15 protein-coding genes and 2 pseudogenes are annotated in these 16,706 nt (G+C 63.6%); 6 read left to right on the forward strand and 11 right to left on the reverse strand.

The window, feature by feature from the left end; genetic code table 11:
• Positions 1–264: 264 nt before the first annotated feature.
• The gene (locus BN1233_RS33155) at positions 265–3,339 is read right to left on the reverse strand and encodes an efflux RND transporter permease subunit (RefSeq protein WP_046867899.1); all 3,075 of its coding nucleotides are present in this window, start codon (positions 3,337–3,339) and stop codon (positions 265–267) included.
• Positions 3,336–4,253 carry an efflux RND transporter periplasmic adaptor subunit gene (locus tag BN1233_RS33160; RefSeq protein WP_046867900.1) on the reverse strand — a complete coding sequence of 306 codons (918 nt, stop codon included), beginning with the start codon at positions 4,251–4,253 and terminating at the stop codon, positions 3,336–3,338. Before BN1233_RS33160 ends, BN1233_RS33155 begins: the two co-directional genes overlap by 4 nt.
• Positions 4,254–4,452: 199 nt before the next feature.
• On the opposite strand from BN1233_RS33160, the gene BN1233_RS33165 reads away from it, so the two are divergent.
• The gene (locus BN1233_RS33165; protein ID WP_046867901.1) at positions 4,453–5,844 is read left to right on the forward strand and encodes an aspartate aminotransferase family protein; all 1,392 of its coding nucleotides are present in this window, start codon (positions 4,453–4,455) and stop codon (positions 5,842–5,844) included.
• 86 nt (positions 5,845–5,930) lie between these two features.
• Here BN1233_RS33165 and BN1233_RS47685 read toward each other — a convergent pair whose 3' ends face one another.
• Entirely contained in the window at positions 5,931–6,074 is a 144-nt protein-coding gene (locus BN1233_RS47685; protein WP_154678334.1) for a hypothetical protein, read from the reverse strand.
• 388 nt (positions 6,075–6,462) lie between these two features.
• On the opposite strand from BN1233_RS47685, the pseudogene BN1233_RS33170 reads away from it, so the two are divergent.
• The 4 genes and pseudogenes from BN1233_RS33170 to BN1233_RS45235 form a co-directional block, all read left to right on the forward strand.
• A pseudogene (locus BN1233_RS33170) lies at positions 6,463–7,277 on the forward strand (crotonase/enoyl-CoA hydratase family protein).
• Positions 7,274–8,077, forward strand: a complete 804-nt coding sequence (locus BN1233_RS33175; protein WP_048709774.1) for an SDR family oxidoreductase — start codon at positions 7,274–7,276, stop codon at positions 8,075–8,077. Before BN1233_RS33170 ends, BN1233_RS33175 begins: the two are co-directional and overlap by 4 nt.
• Before the next feature lie 194 nt (positions 8,078–8,271).
• Positions 8,272–8,658, forward strand: a complete 387-nt coding sequence (locus tag BN1233_RS33180; protein ID WP_046867902.1) for an ester cyclase — start codon at positions 8,272–8,274, stop codon at positions 8,656–8,658.
• A gap of 155 nt (positions 8,659–8,813) precedes the next feature.
• Positions 8,814–8,954, forward strand: a pseudogene (locus BN1233_RS45235) (IS3 family transposase); the annotation flags it as partial.
• Between the two features lie 588 nt (positions 8,955–9,542).
• On the opposite strand, the gene BN1233_RS51335 reads toward BN1233_RS45235, so the two are convergent.
• The 6 genes from BN1233_RS51335 to BN1233_RS33210 form a co-directional block, all read right to left on the reverse strand.
• Entirely contained in the window at positions 9,543–9,731 is a 189-nt protein-coding gene (locus BN1233_RS51335) for a zinc finger domain-containing protein (protein WP_425311765.1), read from the reverse strand.
• A gap of 43 nt (positions 9,732–9,774) precedes the next feature.
• Positions 9,775–11,097, reverse strand: coding sequence for a cobyrinic acid a,c-diamide synthase CobB (locus BN1233_RS33190; RefSeq protein ID WP_046867904.1), 1,323 nt, complete (start codon positions 11,095–11,097; stop codon positions 9,775–9,777).
• Positions 11,094–11,888 (reverse strand): uroporphyrinogen-III C-methyltransferase, encoded by a 795-nt coding sequence (gene cobA / locus BN1233_RS33195; protein WP_046867905.1) that lies wholly within the window; start codon positions 11,886–11,888, stop codon positions 11,094–11,096. The genes BN1233_RS33190 and cobA overlap by 4 nt, the downstream gene beginning before the upstream one ends.
• A gap of 138 nt (positions 11,889–12,026) precedes the next feature.
• Positions 12,027–12,818 (reverse strand): precorrin-4 C(11)-methyltransferase, encoded by a 792-nt coding sequence (gene cobM / locus BN1233_RS33200; RefSeq protein ID WP_046867906.1) that lies wholly within the window; start codon positions 12,816–12,818, stop codon positions 12,027–12,029.
• Entirely contained in the window at positions 12,815–13,216 is a 402-nt protein-coding gene (locus BN1233_RS33205; RefSeq protein WP_048709778.1) for a cobalamin biosynthesis protein, read from the reverse strand. The genes cobM and BN1233_RS33205 overlap by 4 nt, the downstream gene beginning before the upstream one ends.
• Positions 13,213–14,466, reverse strand: coding sequence for a bifunctional cobalt-precorrin-7 (C(5))-methyltransferase/cobalt-precorrin-6B (C(15))-methyltransferase (locus tag BN1233_RS33210; RefSeq protein WP_046867908.1), 1,254 nt, complete (start codon positions 14,464–14,466; stop codon positions 13,213–13,215). Before BN1233_RS33210 ends, BN1233_RS33205 begins: the two co-directional genes overlap by 4 nt.
• Here BN1233_RS33210 and BN1233_RS33215 point away from each other — a divergent pair.
• Positions 14,465–15,217 carry a cobalt-precorrin-6A reductase gene (locus tag BN1233_RS33215; protein ID WP_052764035.1) on the forward strand — a complete coding sequence of 251 codons (753 nt, stop codon included), beginning with the start codon at positions 14,465–14,467 and terminating at the stop codon, positions 15,215–15,217. The genes BN1233_RS33210 and BN1233_RS33215 overlap by 2 nt on opposite strands.
• Here BN1233_RS33215 and cobJ read toward each other — a convergent pair.
• The gene (gene cobJ, locus BN1233_RS33220; RefSeq protein WP_046867909.1) at positions 15,199–15,966 is read right to left on the reverse strand and encodes a precorrin-3B C(17)-methyltransferase; all 768 of its coding nucleotides are present in this window, start codon (positions 15,964–15,966) and stop codon (positions 15,199–15,201) included. The two genes, BN1233_RS33215 and cobJ, sit on opposite strands and share 19 nt — an antisense overlap.
• On the reverse strand, positions 15,966–16,703 hold the full coding sequence (locus tag BN1233_RS33225) for a precorrin-2 C(20)-methyltransferase (RefSeq protein ID WP_046867910.1): 738 nt from the start codon (positions 16,701–16,703) through the stop codon (positions 15,966–15,968). The genes cobJ and BN1233_RS33225 overlap by 1 nt, the downstream gene beginning before the upstream one ends.
• Between the last annotated feature and the right edge of the window lie 3 nt (positions 16,704–16,706).

Consider the following 16,706-nt stretch of genomic DNA (forward strand, 5'->3'; position numbering starts at 1 on the left):
TCGGTTCGCAGTTGAGTGCGTCAAGTTCAGCAAATTGGTTTAGCGTGCTGAGGCCTGAGCGGCACGCGGGGCCCCGCGTCGAGCCTCGCATTTCTCTCCCTGAACATCCAAAAGCGGACTTGTAGCCCCACGGATCACAATTGACTACTTCGGTCACTCGGGCACGTGTGGCAAGGCCGTGAATGGCTGACCTGTCGCAGACACACAGCCAATCGCGACCGGCGAGGAAGCTTTCTCAGTTCGGGGGACATCTCATGGCGAGCGTTAAGAGGGCGGGCCGTCCGACAGGGCTGCGCGCCCGCTTGGGCTGCGGCCGCGCGCCGTGCTGGCCACACGGTCCATAACCACGAAGAACGCTGGGACGAAGAGCAGAGACAGAAGCGTCGACACGGTCAGACCGCCGATGACGGCGATTGCAATGGGTGCTCGGGCCTCGCCGCCTGCCCCGAAGGCGAGCGCTGAGGGAATCATGCCAGCGATCATGGCAACCGTGGTCATAATGACCGGTCTAGCGCGCTTACGGCCCGCATCCACGATCGCTTCTCGCGCCGATAGCCCTCGCGCTGTCGCCTCGAGACCGAAATCCACCAACATGATGGCGTTCTTGGCCACGATGCCGAGTAGCATCAGGATCCCGATTGCCACGGGCATGCTGATGGGCTGGCCTGCAACGAGGAGCCCGAGCATCGCCCCGCCAATGGAGAGCGGCAGAGAGACCAGAATGGTGATGGGGTGCAGGAAGCTGGCGAAGAGGAGGACGAGGACGCCATATACGAGGAGGAGGCCGGCCTGCGCCGCAATGGCGAACCCGTCGAAGAGCTCGTTCATCGTCTCCGCGTCCCCAGCCTCTCTTACGCTGATTCCGGGAGCCGGGTTGCGTGCGGCCGGGAGCGCTAAGGCGGCCTCTATGGCGTCCCCGAGGGCTGTTGTGCCAACCAAGTCAGCTTCAATCGTAACGCTCCGGGTGCGGTCGGAGCGCTCGATGCTCGCCTGACCTTGACCGAGCTCCACGTCGGCGACTGCGCCCAGAGGGAGGACGGTGCCACCCTGAGGGGTTGGAAGGCCGATGATCTCCAGGAAAGGTCGGTCGGGCAGCGCGGCGGGGTCCAAGCGCACTCGAATTGGAACAAGCCGGTCACCGGCATCGAACCGGGGCAGGTTCGGCCCAACATCACCAAGTGTCGCAACCCGGACCGCCTCGGCGAGAACTGCGGCCGGGACGCCCAACGCCATGGCGTCGTTGGGTCTCGGACGAATTCGAATTTCGGGTCGGTTGAGGGCCGCCGTGGAGACAACGTTGGAGATCATCGACAACCGCCGCATCTGCGCTGCGAGTTCAACGGCGGTGGCCGAGACCTGCGCTCCGTCCTCGCCAGTCACGATGAGGGTCACGGGGCGCAATCCATTGGCGTCGAGAAAGTAGAAGCGGATATCGGGCACCTCCGCGAGTTCCCGCCCGATCTGTCGCTCCAGCTCGCGCTGCGGCCTTTTGCGCGAGGACCGAGCCTCGTAATTGACGATGATCGTGGCGCGCCGGACTTCCGGCGCTCCGTTCGGCACCTGCCCGCCCCGAACAAGAACCGAGCTCACCTCCGCGATCTTCCTTAGCCGTCGGGTGATCGCGTCCGAGGTCGCGTGGGTATCTTCGAGGCTCGACCCGGGAGGCAACTCCACTACCAGAAGGGAGCGGCTCGTGTCTTCAGGAGGCAGGAACGAGGTGGGAAGAAGTAGCGCGCTCGCGATCGAGGCGGTGAAGATCGCGAGCCCTACGACGACCGTGAGGATGCTGTGGCGCACTGACCAGGCGATGAGACGCGTATACGCCCGCAGCAGGCGCCCCTCGCTGTCAGTGTGCTCCGGGGCAGAGCGCAGATAGTAGGCTGCCATCATCGGAGTGATGAGACGCGCGACCAAGAGCGAGAAGAACACGGCTGCCGCGATCGTGACGCCGAACTGCCTGAAGAACTGGCCGGCCACCCCACTCATAAAGCTCGAAGGTACGAATATCGCTACGATCGTCGCCGTGATGGCGATCACCGCTAGTCCGATCTCGTCTGCCGCCTCCATGGAGGCCTCGTAGGCTGATCGGCCCATACGGATATGTCGGATAATGTTCTCGGTCTCGACAATGGCATCGTCGACCAAGATCCCGGTAGAGAGCGTGATCGCAAGCAGGGTCACCAAGTTGAGGGAGAAGCCCATGGTGTCCATGGCCCAGAAAGTCGGGATAATCGAGAGGGGCAGCGCGAGCGCCGCGATCACGGTTGCCCTCAGGTCCCGCAAGAAGATGAAGACCACGATCACAGCGAGAACCGCCCCTTCCAACAGGGCGCTCAGGGTCGCTTGATAGTTCCCCGTTGTATATGCCACCGGGGAATCGATCAGCCTGATCTGAAAATCCGGGTGGGCGGTCGTGAGGATCGCAACCTGCGCCGCCACGTCTTGCGCCACGTCTACATCGCTGGCGCCCCGAGTTCGCGAAACGGAGAACCCCACGATGGGACTCCCGTCGAGCAGTGCGAAGTTGCTCGGATCGGCGACACCGTCGCGGACGGTCCCGAGGTCGTCAAGGCGCACCGTTCCACCGGTCGGAAGCGCAATGGGCATCGCGGCGAGAGCCTCGATGGTGTGGACGCTCGCCAGAGTTCGGATCACCTCGTCCCGGCCCGAGGACGGTGCCCGCCCGCCCGCCATGTCCACGTTGGCGGCGCGCAGTTGCCGGTTCACGTCGTTCACCGTCAGCCCAACCTCGGTAAGCCGGAGCAGGTCGAGGGAAATCCCGATCTCGCGCTCGAAGCCCCCAACCCGCTCGATCGCAGCGACGCCCCGCAGTCCCAGGAGGGCGCGCCTGACGGTGTCATCGATGAACCACGAGATTTGCTCCGGAGACTTTGAAACCGCTGTGACCTCGTAGGTCACGATGGGCAAACCGGCGATCTCGATCGTCTGAACTACAGGCTCCTGCACGATCTGCGGTAGGTCCGCCCGCAGGCGGCCGACCGCGTCCTTGACTTGGTTGGCGGCCGCCGTCGGATCCATCTCGAGACGGAATTCAATGATCGTGGTGGAGAGCCCCTCCGTGATAGAAGACGTGAGGTGGCGCACGCCCGCGATGCCCGCCACAACGTTTTCCACCGGCTTTGTGACCTGAGTCTCGATCTCAGACGGGGCTGCGCCGAATTGCGAAACTATTACCGAGACGACAGGGATGTCGACGCTCGGGAGCCGGGTCACGGGCAGGTTGCGAAAACTCATCAGCCCGAGTGTCACCAGGATCAGGAACAAGACGACTGCAGGAATAGGCCGGCGGATCGAGGCGGCGGAGATGTTGAGCCTCATGGCCGCGTCTGCTCCGGCAGGGTGCGCACGACGTCGCCAGCGCTCAGGAATACCGCAGCGCGAGCTACGACCAGGTCCCCTGCGTTCAACCCTTCCCGAATCTCGGCCAGTGCGCCTTGAACGATTCCGAGCTGAACAGGCGTGCTCTCGACTCGCCCGTCGCGCACGCGCTGGACGAGGGTGCGCTCGCCCTCGATCTGCAGCGCAGATACGGGAATAGAGGGCCCGCAGCTCCGGCCCGCATCGATGACTCCTGCCACGGTGGCGCCGAATCGCAGCCGCGGACTGGATTGGATCGAGATCCGCACTTGGCCAAGCCTAGTCTGTCGGTCGATCTTCGGCGCAACGAGGCGCACGCGGCCCACCGTCTCTCCGCTGCCGGGGATCTGCACGCGAGCTGCCTGCCCAGGCCGGAGATTCGTGAGCCGGGCTGCCGGGAGCCCCGCCACAACTTCCATGGCCCCATCGCGGGCGAGGCGGAACAGGGGGGCCGGCGATTGAGGCGAGGCGAGGGCTCCGATGCGGGCCTCCCGGGCAATGACAACCCCGCTTACCGGAGCGACGACGTCGAAAGTCGTTGAAGCTGTGGTCCCTGGCTGAGCGGGTGCGAGACTTGTCAGGCGCGCAAGCGCTTGGCCGGCCGCGACCCGTGCCCCCTCCTCGATGAGCACCTCGGAGATGCGTGCACCCTCAGTTTCCGGGATAACGAGAACTTCCTCCTGAGCGACGGTGAATCCCGTGAACGGCACAACGTCGTTGAAGCAGGCAGGCGATGGAACCACTACCGTTACGGTCGGGATCGGAGGTACTTCGAAAGACTGCGCGACCGCTGCGCGCAGGCCTGCCCAATGGACTGCTGCCAGGAGCGCGGTAGCGCGAAAAGCTCGTGACGTGACCCCGCGCGGTCGCACCATCTGTCCGCGTCCTCTCGCAGGCCGTACGGCCCATTTCGTTTCTCAAGATAGCGCACAGGAACAGAAGGTCTCCAGACGCCAAGAAGACAGCTCCGCGTGCCCCGTCGCTCGCACGGCCGAGCCCTCAGGGGCCTTGCCTTCGGGCCGGGACAACTTCGCTCAGGCGAGATAACGTCTTAGCCGCCCGTTGGAGACCTCCATGAGCCTTGATATCGCGTCACTCTTCGCCGAGCACGAGGCGGACCGCTATACCCTGCACACGCGCTACTTGAACGAGCAAATGGTGCGTGTCCTCAGGGTGATCGGCTACGATGTCGGCTTCAAACGGGGGCAGGGGCCTTACCTCTGGGATCGAGAGGGTGTTCGTTACCTCGATCTCCTGAGCGGCTGGGGCGTATTTGCTCTTGGGCGGAACCATCCGGGTGTGAGCGACGCACTAAAGTCCGTTCTCGATGGCGAACTGCCGAACCTCGTCCAGATGGACGTTCCACCCCTTGCGGGGATTCTTGCCGAGCGCCTCCTGCGCAGGGTACCCCATCTCGACAAGGCATTCTTCGCGAATTCAGGGGCCGAGGCCGTGGAGGCGGCGATCAAGTTCGCCCGGGGCGCCACAGGTCGCCCGGGCATCTTATACTGCAGCCACGCCTTTCATGGGCTTACTTACGGCGGCTTGTCGCTCACAGGCGACGACATGTTCCGAAAAGGTTTCGGTCCCCTCCTGCCTGATTGCACCGAAGTCCCCTTCAATGATCTTGAGGCCTTGGAACGCGCGCTGGCCTCGCGTCAAGTCGCAGCGTTCATTGCCGAGCCGATCCAAGGCAAGGGCGTGAACATGCCCTCGGATGGCTACCTCCAAGCCGCAGCCGACCTCTGCCGCCGTCACGGCACCCTTTTTGTCGCCGACGAGATTCAGACCGGCCTCGGGCGGACCGGGCGCTTTCTCGCGGTGGAGCATTGGAGCGTGGAGCCAGACATGGTGCTCCTCGCGAAGGCGCTTGCTGGAGGGCACGTGCCAGTTGGCGCGGTGCTGTGCCGCAAGTGGATTTTCCAGAAGATCTTCGACCGGATGGATCGGGCCGTTGTCCACGGATCCACTTTCTCGAAGAACGATCTCGCCATGGCAGCTGGGCTTGCCACACTTCATGCGCTGGAAACCGAGCGCCTGATCGAGAACGCAGCGGTACGCGGGCAGCGACTGATGTGGGCCTTCGAAAGCATGGCTGAGCGCTACGAATTCGTGAAAACCGTCCGGGGCAAGGGGCTAATGATCGGCATCGAATTCGGTCCGCCCCGCTCGCTGAAGCTGAAGGCGGCCTGGAGCATGCTCGAATCCATGAACAAGGGTTTGTTCTGCCAGCTTATCACTGTGCCCCTGTTCAAGGAACATAAGATTGTATCGCAAGTCGCAGGGCACGCGAGCCATGTCGTGAAGCTTCTGCCGCCGCTCACGATCTCAGACCAGGATTGCGAGTGGATCGAGCACTCGTTCGACACGGTTATTGCAGACAGTCACCGAGTGCCCGGCTCTGTTTGGTCGCTCGGCAAAACCTTGGCGGACCACGCCGTGAAGATGCGTGCCGGGAGCGGCTAATCGCTGGGGCTGCGATTACGAACGCAAGTTCAGGCGAGGTGGAAGAGGCCTACTGCTCCCGCTATTACGCTGAATGATTGGCCTACCTACACCCGGCGACTGCGAGTGAAATACCAGATGGCAGCCGCGATAATGACCACCAGCAGGATGATCCGCCAGTAATCCATGATGCCGCCGGTTGCTCCGGCATCGCTGGCTGGGGAGAGCCAGCGCGAGGAGTCTGTGCCCATGCAGACGACGCAGCCAGGAAGATGAAGCCAATCAGTGCTGTGAGTTTGCTCATGCAAGTGTCTCCGGTTGAGAGATCCAAGAGCAGCCTCTCCGCTGAATGACTAAGCTGGCCCCCTCGGAGAATACCTCCTGCGGGAAGGCGTCCCCTATCAGCCTCACACACGCGTGTGAAGATAGTCCGCAAATTTCGATAAACCGATCCCGGCGAAACCCATACCTGCCCGCATTGTGGCGCCGTGTATGAGGTCACGATCTAGCACCTTCCTGATGGTAGAACCGGAACGTCTCTTCCTGGCCCACTGCGGAACTTTCGCTTGCCAAACACCACTTCGACAATACGACTGCAAAAAAGCTGGCCCCTGAATCCCGATCCATAGGAGGGTCTCCATGAGCGTCTATGTCGAGAAGAACGGGCCGGTGGCCACGGTCATCAACGACCGGCCGAACGCGCGCAATGCCGGCGATCCGGAAACCGCGGATGCGCTGACGCAAGCCTTCCTGGCGTTCGATGCCGACCCTGACGCCAGAGTCGCCGTCTTCTGGGGAGCCGGCGGCGCGTTCTGCGCCGGCTGGGACCTTAAATACGCAGCAGGTCTCGCCGATCGGCAGCGCTTCCAGAAGGAAATCGTCGCGGGGCTGGCGTTTCCGCCTGGCGCGGCGTCGGCGCCGCGCGGCCCGCTGGGTCCCTCCCGGCTGGAACTCTCGAAGCCGGTGATCGCCGCCGTCGAGGGGCCGGCGGTGGCCGGCGGCATGGAACTCGCGCTCTGGTGCGACATCCGCGTGATGGCCGAGGACGCCTATTTCGGCGTCTATTGCCGACGCTGGGAAATCCCGCTTCTGGATGGCGGCACTGTGCGGCTGCCGCGGCTCGTCGGCCAGGGACGCGCCATGGAAATCATTCTGACAGGCCGGAAAGTGCCGGCCGAGGAAGCCTATCGGATTGGGCTATGCGAGAAGGTCGTGCGCAAAGGCCAGGCACGGGAGGCGGCTGAGGCGATGGCGCATGAGATCGCTCGCTTCCCGCAGGCAGCGGTGCGGGCCGATCGCGCCAACGTCTATGAAACTTACGGCCTCCAGATGCGTGAAGCGCTCAAGCGCGAATGGGCAAATGGGCTGGAGGCCCATCACAGGAAGGCGCCGACGGCGCTGCGCGCTTCTCCTCCGGAAAGGGTCGCCATGGCGACTTCGCGGATATCGCGTGAACCTGACGTCGGTCCCGCGCAGCGAGGACGACGTCGATGACCCGGCTCAATGGCCAGGTCGTTCTGGTGACGGGGCCGCCGGCACGCTTGGCCGCGCCATCGCCGAAAAAGTGGAGCGCGCTGGAGGGACGGTCTTCCGCACCGACCTGCGCGGCAACATCGGCCGGAACATCGACCAGTCGCACGACGTGACGCGCGAAGAGGACTGGCGGAATGTGATCGCGGCCCTAGGCCAACGCTTTGGGCGCCTCGACGGTCTGGTCAACAACGCCGGCATCCTGCATATCGGCTCGGTCGAGGATACGTCGCTCGCGGATTGGCATCGGGTGATGAGCGTGAACGCGGACAGCGTCTTTCTCGGCTGCCATTGCGCCTGGGAGTTGCTCGGCCGGAGCCAGACGGCGTCGATCGTGAACATCTCATCCGTGTCCCGCATCGTCGGCGGCGCCAATCTCACGGCCTACAACGCCTCCAACGGGGCCGTCAGGCTCCTGACCAAGTCAGTCGCCCTTCATAGCGCTCGCCAAACGCCGCCGGACCGTTGCAACTCGGTCCACCCCTCCTTCGTCGAAGGCGCGATGGCCGAAGCCGCGCTCGCCGCGGCGACCAATCCGGAGCGGGCGCTGACTGGAATGGTCCGTGACATCCCAATGGGAAGACTTGCGCGCCCCGGCAGTGACCGGGTCAGCCAGCACTCCGGAGGCGAGGATGCCAAGGAAGTCGCGCCGCCTCATTCCATGATCCGATTGGCGTCCTCCCAATCCCGCAGGTTAGGGGAGTGGCAACGGAGGCGCCAGTGATCGAGGCAGCAGGGCTCCTGGGAGGCGGACCGAGGCGACCGCCTTCCGGCGGGCGCTGGAAAAGGCTGGGTTCGAGGTCGTTGAGTTCATTCCAGGCATGGAACGGCTGCCGCTCGGGCGTGAGCGGCAGGCTTCATTGCCCGTTCCATGAACGCTTTTCGGAAGTTACAGCTCACATGACACGAGAGGAAGACATGACCAGCGCCGACCTCCGGTCGATCTATCGGGCATACCTTGACTGTCTCAACGCACAGGACTGGTCCCGCCTCGGTGAGTTCGTGGATGACGAGGTGAGCCATAACGACCGCCCGTTTGGCGTAGCAGGGTATCGGGCAATGCTCGAGAAGGATTTCCTGCAGATACCCGATCTCCGGTTTGAAGCCGAACTGGTGGTTTGCGAGCCCCCCGTCATCGCGGCCCGCCTCAAGTTCGATTGCTCGCCGAAGGGCAGCTTCCTCGATCTACCTGTCAACGGCCGCACCGTGTCGTTTTCAGAGAACGTCTTCTACGAGTTCAAGGCAGGCAGGATCAAAAGGGTCTGGTCGGTTATCGACAAGGCGGCAATCGAAGCTCAGATTTGATGACACGCCTTCATACGCCTTCCGCGAATTTCAACTAAACCGTCGAGGCTTTGGCGCTTGGGATGGCTGTAGAGCGGAAATTATTCTATTGGCACGTTGCTGAAGTTGGCCGAACGTCCGCAATCACCGACGACCGCTTGAATCCGCCCTCCTGCGAGGCCGTCGAGTTCGCCACTCTTGAATAGGTCGATTGGTTCCAACACCGGCGCCTGCTCAAGCCCCTCGGCAACATCCCGCCCGCCGAGGCAGAAGCGGCCTACTACGCTCAGCTTGAGGTCATGCCGATGGTCGCCTAAAATCCAAGCCAATCAGCCTCCGGAAAAATCGGCGCGGTTCACTTGCTCAAGCCCGGCGGCACGGTTCTCATCGTCGATGGCGACTTCGTCTCGTACACGCTTGTGAGACGGATGATTCGGAGGTTCGAGCGGCTTACCGGACGAGCGTCTCCGGCATCCCATACTCCCCATGTCATGCGCGAGACCCACGAACGGATCCTGCGGCAGGTCTACTTCTCCAAGGGAGCACGAGCAGGCGAGGTCGTGAATTTGTGCGTGAGGCTGGCTTCGCCGAGGCCACCGTGGATCGTAATCTTAATCGCATTCACCGCGAGCAAGCGAAGCACATGCCGCGTCTCAAAGGCCTGGAGCGGGCAACCCAGCACTGCTATGCCATCGCGGCGACCAAACGGTGAAGACGGCGCGGCATTGCTCCCGACCCACGATCTGCACCAAATTCAACATTCGAATCGAAGGCCCGCAAGTGGTTCGGATGCTATCCCAAAGCCGCCTACACGACCGAGGTCGAAAGCTGGTGCGTGCTCGAGGGCGGCACCATCGAATTCACGATGCGGCGTCTGCCGAGCGCAGATTGAAGCATCAATTTAATTATTCCGTCCGGTGCCCACTGGATTCGATACTGCTGCTTCGGGAACGCCTTTCTTCCGGGGCAATTCCGGCCTTGGCGAGACGGCGTTCATGCGGGTCACGCTCTTTCCCGGCCCTGGTTACGCACTGGGCTCCTCGTGCTGCTCCGCAACGAGGACACCGGACATTATAAGGAACTGGGTAGTTCATCGATGAACCTTCCTATCCGAAGCGGTCTTCCGTAAGGCGTGCGTCACACGCGAGCTATCACATGGAAGAAACTCCCTGTCACAAAGCCGCACCGATGACCGGCAATCCCAAGATCTTTGCCTGCAGCATCCGTGATTGTGGCGAGCGCCCAATCCTTTGCTTTGTCGCTCCCTGTTATGGAAGCGTAGTGGAATTCGTGCCCAACATGACACTGGCCGGCGAGGCCCAGCGGGCTATCGTGGAGTAGTTGCGATATTCGGTAGCCGAGGTGGAGCTTGCGCTTGGCGAAGCTGGTGTCGACCGGCAGAAGTCCTGCCATCGGGTGCACGACGCCTTCACTGTCTTCGAGTGTTCTCCCAAGAACCATGTAGCCGCCGCATTCCCCATGGATCGGGTGGCTCTCGGCGAAGGAACGAATCCCGCTCAGGAAACGACGTGCCCCCGCAATCCGGCCGGCATGAAGTTCCGGGTAGCCACCTGGCAGCCAGCAGGTGTTGCAGTCAGGGGGCGGGGGCTCGTCGGCGAGAGGCGAGAAGGTCTTGATCTCCGCGCCTGCGGCCCGCCACCCTGCCAGCAAGTGCGAATACGTGAACGAAAAGGCCTGATCAAACGCCAGGGCGATACGTTGTCCGGGCGGCGGCAACATTTGGGCTGCGTCAAGTGCTACGGCCCGTGTAGGACGGGCCAGAGCGACGAGTCGGTCGAGATCAATGGAACGTTCGACCGTATGTGCGAGGTGGTCCAAGCGGCTCTCGAGTTCTACCGTCTCTCCAGCCTGTACCAGGCCGAGATGGCGCTCCGGCAGCATGAGATCTGCATCGCGCATCAAGGCGCCGAGTATGGGCAGGCCGACCCGACCCATGCCATCCTTGACAAGCTGGAGATGGCGCTCACTTCCCACCTTGTTCAACACCACACCGCTAATCTCGATCCGCGTGTCGTACCGCGCACAACCAAGCGCCACGGCAGCCGCGGACTGGGCGTGCCCCGATACGTCGAGGACCAGGACAACCGGCCAGCCGAGCATGGCGGAAATGTCCGCACTCGCGCCCGTGCGGCCAGGCTCCTGCCGGACTCCATCAAACAGGCCCATAGACCCTTCGGCCACGACTAGATCAGCCCCCGCTCCTGCATAGCCGGCGATCGCAGCCAAAAGACCTTCTCTCATAGCAAAGCTGTCGAGATTGAAGCTCGCAAGTCCGGTTGCCGCAGCGTGGAAGGCAGGGTCAATGTAGTCTGGGCCGCACTTGATGCCGCGGACGCGCAAGCCCCGTCGCACGAGAGCCCGCTGAATGCCGAGCACGACGGTCGTCTTGCCCGAGCCGGAGCGCGGCGCGGCAACGAGGAGCCCGGGGGGGCGGGTCATTGCGCCGCCTCAATTCCTGAGGCCAATAGGTGGTTTGCGATTGCGGCGCGGAACGCTGCGACGGCCCCAACCGCAATCACCGCAGGAGAGCGGATCACTCCTCCATCCGCTAGTGATGGCAGACATTCAAGAGGAGCCTCGATCACGCTCTCCTCGCACGTGGTCGCTGCATGCACCACGAGCGTCGGGGTGAAACCTGCAAGTCCGCCCTGCATGAGAGCGTCGACAATAGCCGGCAGGTTAGCAACAGCCATATAGAGGACGATCGGCGCGCCTGTGCGAGCGAGTGACGCCCAGTCCATGGATGCGTCGGCGGCGCAATGGCCGGTCGCGAGAATAACCGCATGATTGGTAGACCGTATCGTGGCCGGGACGCCGTGAATCGCGAGTGCTGCGAGCCCGCTCGACACGCCCGGGATGATGCGGAACGGAATGCCGGCCTGGGCGAGCGCGAGCGCCTCCTCGCCGCCGCGCCCGAAGACGAAGGGATCACCCCCCTTGAGACGTAGGACGCGAAACCCCTCGCGGGCGAGCTGGATCAATCGCTCGCTGATATCCCGCTGGACGGCCGAGCGCTGGCCGCCGCGCTTGCCTGCATGTTCCAGGACAGCGCCGTCCCGGGCCAGTGAAAGCACCCGGCGATCGACAAGAGCATCGTAGATGACGACATCTGCCGCTGCGAGCGCATTGATTGCGTGCACGGTCAAGAGACCCGGATCACCGGGACCGGCTCCAACCAGCCAAGCCGTACCCGATGCAAAAGGTGGCGAGAGGTGTGACAGAGCGGTCATTCTCACCCCTGCGAATGGCCTGCACCCGCAGGGCATTCATGTGTCAGTTTATGGACGGCCCGAACCCGACCAGCGGCCTGCACTGCGGCTGGACTATCGGAGCCTGCGACTTGGCCGGGCGGGTGCCGTTCCATCGTGTCACCTGAGCTTGCCGGGCTCATTTGAAGCTCTCTCTGGGCTGGGCCTGAAGCGCCGGTCGTACCCTGTCGAGTAGAGGGCGCTCTCCCGGAAGTCAGAAGCATCAAGGGCCCAACCGACGAGGATCAGCGCAGTGCGTTCCAGATTCGCGGACCGGACGAGCGGAGCGATGGAGCCCAAAGTGGATTTCAGTATCCTTTCGTCAGGCCAGGAGGCGCGCCAGACCACGGCTGCCGGGCAATCGGCGCCATAAGCCGGCAGCAGCTCCTCTACGACCCGCTCGATGACATGGATCGAGAGATGAATCGCCAGGGTTGCTCGTGTGGCCGCGAAGGCGGCGAGGCGCTCTGTCTCCGGCATGGCCGAGGCGCGACCGGAGGTGCGGGTAAGAACGACAGACTGCGCGACCTCGGGGATGGTGAGCTCCTTTCCCAGGGCAGCGGCGGCAGCCGCGAAGGCGGGCACACCGGGCGTGATCGTGTAGGGAATCCCATGGTGATCGAGGCGCCGGATTTGCTCGCCGAGCGCACTCCAGATTGAGAGGTCACCGGAGTGGAGCCGTGCAACGTCCTCAGCCCGCTCGTATGCTCGCAGATATTCGGACGTAATGGCTTCGAGATCGAGTGGCGCGGTGTCGATGAGCCGTGCACCTGGTGGGCACCAGTCGAGAATTTCACGCGGGATGATCGAGCCCGCGTAGAGACAGACGGGGCAACGCTCGATGAGGGAGCGGCCCCGCACCGTAATGAGATCGGCAGCGCCCGGGCCAGCGCCGATGAAATGGACAGTCATGAATGTGCTTCCTCGGCCGTGGTGGTGTCGCGAGCAAGCGCGCAGGTCGCCGCGGCTGACGTGATGCGCTTGAGAACGAGTACCGCACCAGACCCAACGGCTCCAAGCGCTGCGGCTTCCGCTACAGACCCGACCCCGTGGGCAGCCAGAGCCCGCGCCGAGATGGTTTGTACCGCATGGGCTGCGCCCTCGAGTGCCGCTCTTTCGACACCTACTGGTGCTGTGGACAAGCGGCGCGCGGCCTCGACAAAAGGCGGCATGGCCGCGAGCGGCTCAATCGTGGCGAGCCGGTCGAGCGCTTCGCATTGAAGGGCAGCCTGCAAAAGGGCGCGCTCCACGAGCGCTACGATTTCGTCCGCATCGACGCTGCTGCGGAAACCGACGCCAGCGACGATCATGGCTTTGTCACGACCCATTGCGTCACGGGCATCGCCGTCCGCCAGCCATGCATGCCGCCGACCCGCTCCAAGCGCGACAGCGAGATCCGTCGCATCGCACCGCCGTAACGGGAATGAAGTTCCGCCAACCGCATTTCGGTTTCGATCGTCACGGCATTGACAACGAGGCGGCCCCCTCGTTTGAGCGCCCTCCAGCAGGCTTCGAAGACGCCCTCGTCAGATGCACCGCCGCCGATGAAGACGGCGTCGGGCACGTGCAGACCGGCAAGCGCGCTCGGCGCTCGGCCTATGATGACATCGACATGGATCGCTCCGAGATGACGCGCATTGCGACGCGCTCGCTCTGCGCGGTCTGCCCGCTCCTCGATGGCGAGGCAGCGATTTGTCGGATGTCGCAGACACCACTCGATTCCGACCGAGCCTGCTCCCGCACCAACATCCCACATGAGCTCACCTGCATGGGGCTCGAGGACTGAGACCGTCAGGGCGCGCATCTCCGCCTTGGTGAGCTGACCGTCATTTTCGAACCAGCCATCGTCAAGGCCGGGAGCCAGGGAGACGACCTTGGTCCCTGGTGATGCTTCGACTTCGATTCCGATGGTGTTCAGGGGATTGATATCGGCCAGCTCGAAGGTATTCGCCACAGCGCGGCGGGTGCGCTCGTGCGGACCGCCCATCGCCTCGAGCACGGTGATGATCGAGGACCCGAAGCCTCGCTGCCGCAACAACGCTGCAACCCGGTTCGGTGTCGATCCATCCCAGGAGAGGGCCAAGATCCGGGTGCCCCTCTGCAATTGGGGGATGATCCGCTCCAGGGACCGGCCGTGCAGGCTGATGCAGTCGCACTCGGGAAGCGACCAGCCCAGACGTGCGGCTGCAAGGCTGAAGGCCGACGGATGTGGCAGGCAGACGATCTCGTCAGCGGAGATGAACCGGGCGAGTTCCGCTCCAACGCCGTAGTGGAAGGGATCACCAGTCGCCAGGATGCAGGTTGGCTGGCCCCGGCGCGCGAGGATAGCTTCGTAGCCTGCTGCGATCGGGCTCGGCCAAGGGAATTTCTGTGCAGCGAGCGGCCCCGCAAGCGCGAGGTGGCGTGTCCCTCCGGCGACGAACTCAGCCGTGTCGAGAGCTGCGAGTGCTGCGGGCGAAAGACCCATCCGGCCATCCTCGCCGATGCCCACAATGGTGAGCCACGGTCGTCTCGGAGCCCCACTCGACACTCGCTCAGGTTTCAGGGACAAAGCGCTCATGCGCATCCTCATTCTGGGCGGCACGACCGAGGCTTCCGCTTTTGCCGCATGTCTCGCGGGGCGCTCCGACCTTAGCCCGCTGCTGTCGCTCGCCGGCCGAACGAGCGATCCGCGACCCGCCCCTATCCCGACCAGGATCGGCGGCTTCGGCAGCATCGACGGGCTCGTCCATTTCTTGATGGAGAAGAGGATTGCTGCAGTCGTCGATGCAACGCACCCGTTTGCCGCTCGAATGTCTCACAATGCGGCAGAAGCCTGCGACCGCATTGGCGTCCGACTCCTTGCCCTGCGGCGTCCTCCATGGGTTGCGACCGCCGGTGACCGCTGGATCGAAGTCCCATCGATGATCGAGGCCGTTCAGGCTCTGGGAGAGGCGCCCCGGCGCGTCTTTCTGACCATCGGTCGCCTCGAACTGAATCCCTTTTCGGCCGCCCAGCAGCATACCTATGTGGTGCGAAGCATCGAGCCGATCGGCGATGCCCTTGATGCGCCACATGTCATTGCGATTCGCGCCCGCGCGCCATTCATCGAGGACACGGAGCGTGCGCTCATGGAGCGCGAAGCCATAGACGTGATTGTGACGAAGAATTCCGGTGGGACGGCGACCTACCCGAAGATAACGGCAGCGCGGGCCTTGGGGCTTCCTGTGATCGTGGTGGCTCGCCCGCAGAAGCCTGTGGGAGTCGAAGAAGCGGAGACCGCGGAGGCGGCCGTCCGCTGGCTCGAGCGGCTTCATCGGCCCGCTCCGTAGAAGCGCGGCGTGTAAATGTAAGGTGCATGTCCGGCTTCCCGCTCGATGCGCCGGGTCGTGCTTGCGCCAATGATGACGAGGGTCGCCATATCGGCGGTGGACGGGTCTGCGTCGGCAAGGTCCAGGACTGCGATGCGCTCGTCGGGCCGCCCCACGGCACGCGCGAAGATGGTGGGTGTGTTCGGACCGCGGATCTTGGCAGCAATTGTCAGCGCAGTGCGAAGCTGCCAAGGGCGGGTTGATGAGATCGGGTTGTAGAGCGCCAACACGAAGTCAGCACCGAGCGCCGCACGCAGACGCGCTTCAATCACATCCCAGGGTTTCAGGTTGTCCGACAGCGATAGGGCGCAGAAGTCGCCGCCGAGCGGTGCACCGACGCGGGCCGCCGCAGCGAGCATGGCAGTCACACCGGGCTCGACACGGACCTCGAGCTTGCGCCAGGCCGGATCACCCGTCTCGAGCGCCTCGAATACCGCCGCCGCCATGGCGAAGACGCCAGGATCTCCACCCGATACCACAGCCACGCGCCGTCCCTGTGCCGCAAGTTCCAACGCCAGGCGTGCTCGCTCGACTTCTACCCGGTTATCGGAGGCATGCCGGCGCTGGTCCGGAACTTCGGGCGCGCGCGCCAGATATGGTCCATAGCCTACAAGATCGGTTGCCGCAGAGAGCGCCTCCGCAGTGGCAGGGGTCAGCCAACGAGGATCGCCTGGCCCGAGGCCGACAACCGTGAGTCGTCCTTGGTTCATCACAGGCGCCTTCCCTGGCCCGGTACAATGATCAGGGAAAAATACGGGGCTTCCTCGCCGTCCGGCAGCGCGGCGAAGGGGACAATCCGCTCAGTCGTCATCGTGGCGCGCTCCACATAGACAGCTCGCTCCAGAAGGCCGGTCGCGATGAGCGCCGCGCGCACTTTCCCCAGATTGCGACCAAGCTTCATCACCACAGCGGCGTCAGTGCCTGATAGGCGCCGCACCAACTCGTCCTGGCACAGAGTGCCAGGTACGACGGTAAGCACGTCATCCCCCCATGTGATCGGCATTCCCGCACGAGTCCAGGCGCCAGACATTCCGGTAACGGCCGGGATAACTTCGATCGGGACACGGTCCTTGAGGCGCCGCCACAGATGCATGAAGGAGCCGTAGAAAAACGGGTCTCCCTCGCAGAGAACCGCAACGGTGCTGCCAGATTCGATCTCGACGAGCAGGCGCTCTGTTGAAACCTCATAGAAGGTGCCGATGGCCGAGACGTAGTCAGGATGTTCTGCCGGGATTTCTGTCGTGACGGGATAGATGAGCGCGATCTCCCGATCCGGGTCTGCTCCAACCACTGCGTCGGCAATGGTCCGAGCATTGCCGCGCCGTCCATGCTTGCAGAAGTGGACGAGCCGGTCTGCCGTCTCGAGCACGGTACGAGCACGAACCGTCATGTAATCCGGGTTGCCCGGGCCGAGACCAACGCCGAATAGGCGGACACTTTCGCTCATCCT

This window comes from Microvirga massiliensis (assembly GCF_001006805.1).
In the GTDB taxonomy this organism is placed as follows: domain Bacteria; phylum Pseudomonadota; class Alphaproteobacteria; order Rhizobiales; family Beijerinckiaceae; genus Microvirga; species Microvirga massiliensis.

Excerpts from the sequence above, each read along its gene's own strand:
- BN1233_RS33155 (WP_046867899.1), bottom strand. The coding sequence starts at position 3,339 with ATGAGGCTCAACATCTCCGCCGCCTCGATCCGCCGGCCTATTCCTGCA.
- BN1233_RS33160 (WP_046867900.1), bottom strand. The coding sequence starts at position 4,253 with ATGGTGCGACCGCGCGGGGTCACGTCACGAGCTTTTCGCGCTACCGCG.
- BN1233_RS33165 (WP_046867901.1), top strand. The coding sequence starts at position 4,453 with ATGAGCCTTGATATCGCGTCACTCTTCGCCGAGCACGAGGCGGACCGC.
- BN1233_RS47685 (WP_154678334.1), bottom strand. The coding sequence starts at position 6,074 with ATGGGCACAGACTCCTCGCGCTGGCTCTCCCCAGCCAGCGATGCCGGA.
- BN1233_RS33180 (WP_046867902.1), top strand. The coding sequence starts at position 8,272 with ATGACCAGCGCCGACCTCCGGTCGATCTATCGGGCATACCTTGACTGT.
- BN1233_RS51335 (WP_425311765.1), bottom strand. The coding sequence starts at position 9,731 with ATGAACTACCCAGTTCCTTATAATGTCCGGTGTCCTCGTTGCGGAGCA.
- BN1233_RS33190 (WP_046867904.1), bottom strand. The coding sequence starts at position 11,097 with ATGACCCGCCCCCCCGGGCTCCTCGTTGCCGCGCCGCGCTCCGGCTCG.
- cobA (WP_046867905.1), bottom strand. The coding sequence starts at position 11,888 with ATGACCGCTCTGTCACACCTCTCGCCACCTTTTGCATCGGGTACGGCT.
- cobM (WP_046867906.1), bottom strand. The coding sequence starts at position 12,818 with ATGACTGTCCATTTCATCGGCGCTGGCCCGGGCGCTGCCGATCTCATT.
- BN1233_RS33205 (WP_048709778.1), bottom strand. The coding sequence starts at position 13,216 with ATGATCGTCGCTGGCGTCGGTTTCCGCAGCAGCGTCGATGCGGACGAA.
- BN1233_RS33215 (WP_052764035.1), top strand. The coding sequence starts at position 14,465 with ATGCGCATCCTCATTCTGGGCGGCACGACCGAGGCTTCCGCTTTTGCC.
- BN1233_RS33210 (WP_046867908.1), bottom strand. The coding sequence starts at position 14,466 with ATGAGCGCTTTGTCCCTGAAACCTGAGCGAGTGTCGAGTGGGGCTCCG.
- cobJ (WP_046867909.1), bottom strand. The coding sequence starts at position 15,966 with ATGAACCAAGGACGACTCACGGTTGTCGGCCTCGGGCCAGGCGATCCT.
- BN1233_RS33225 (WP_046867910.1), bottom strand. The coding sequence starts at position 16,703 with ATGAGCGAAAGTGTCCGCCTATTCGGCGTTGGTCTCGGCCCGGGCAAC.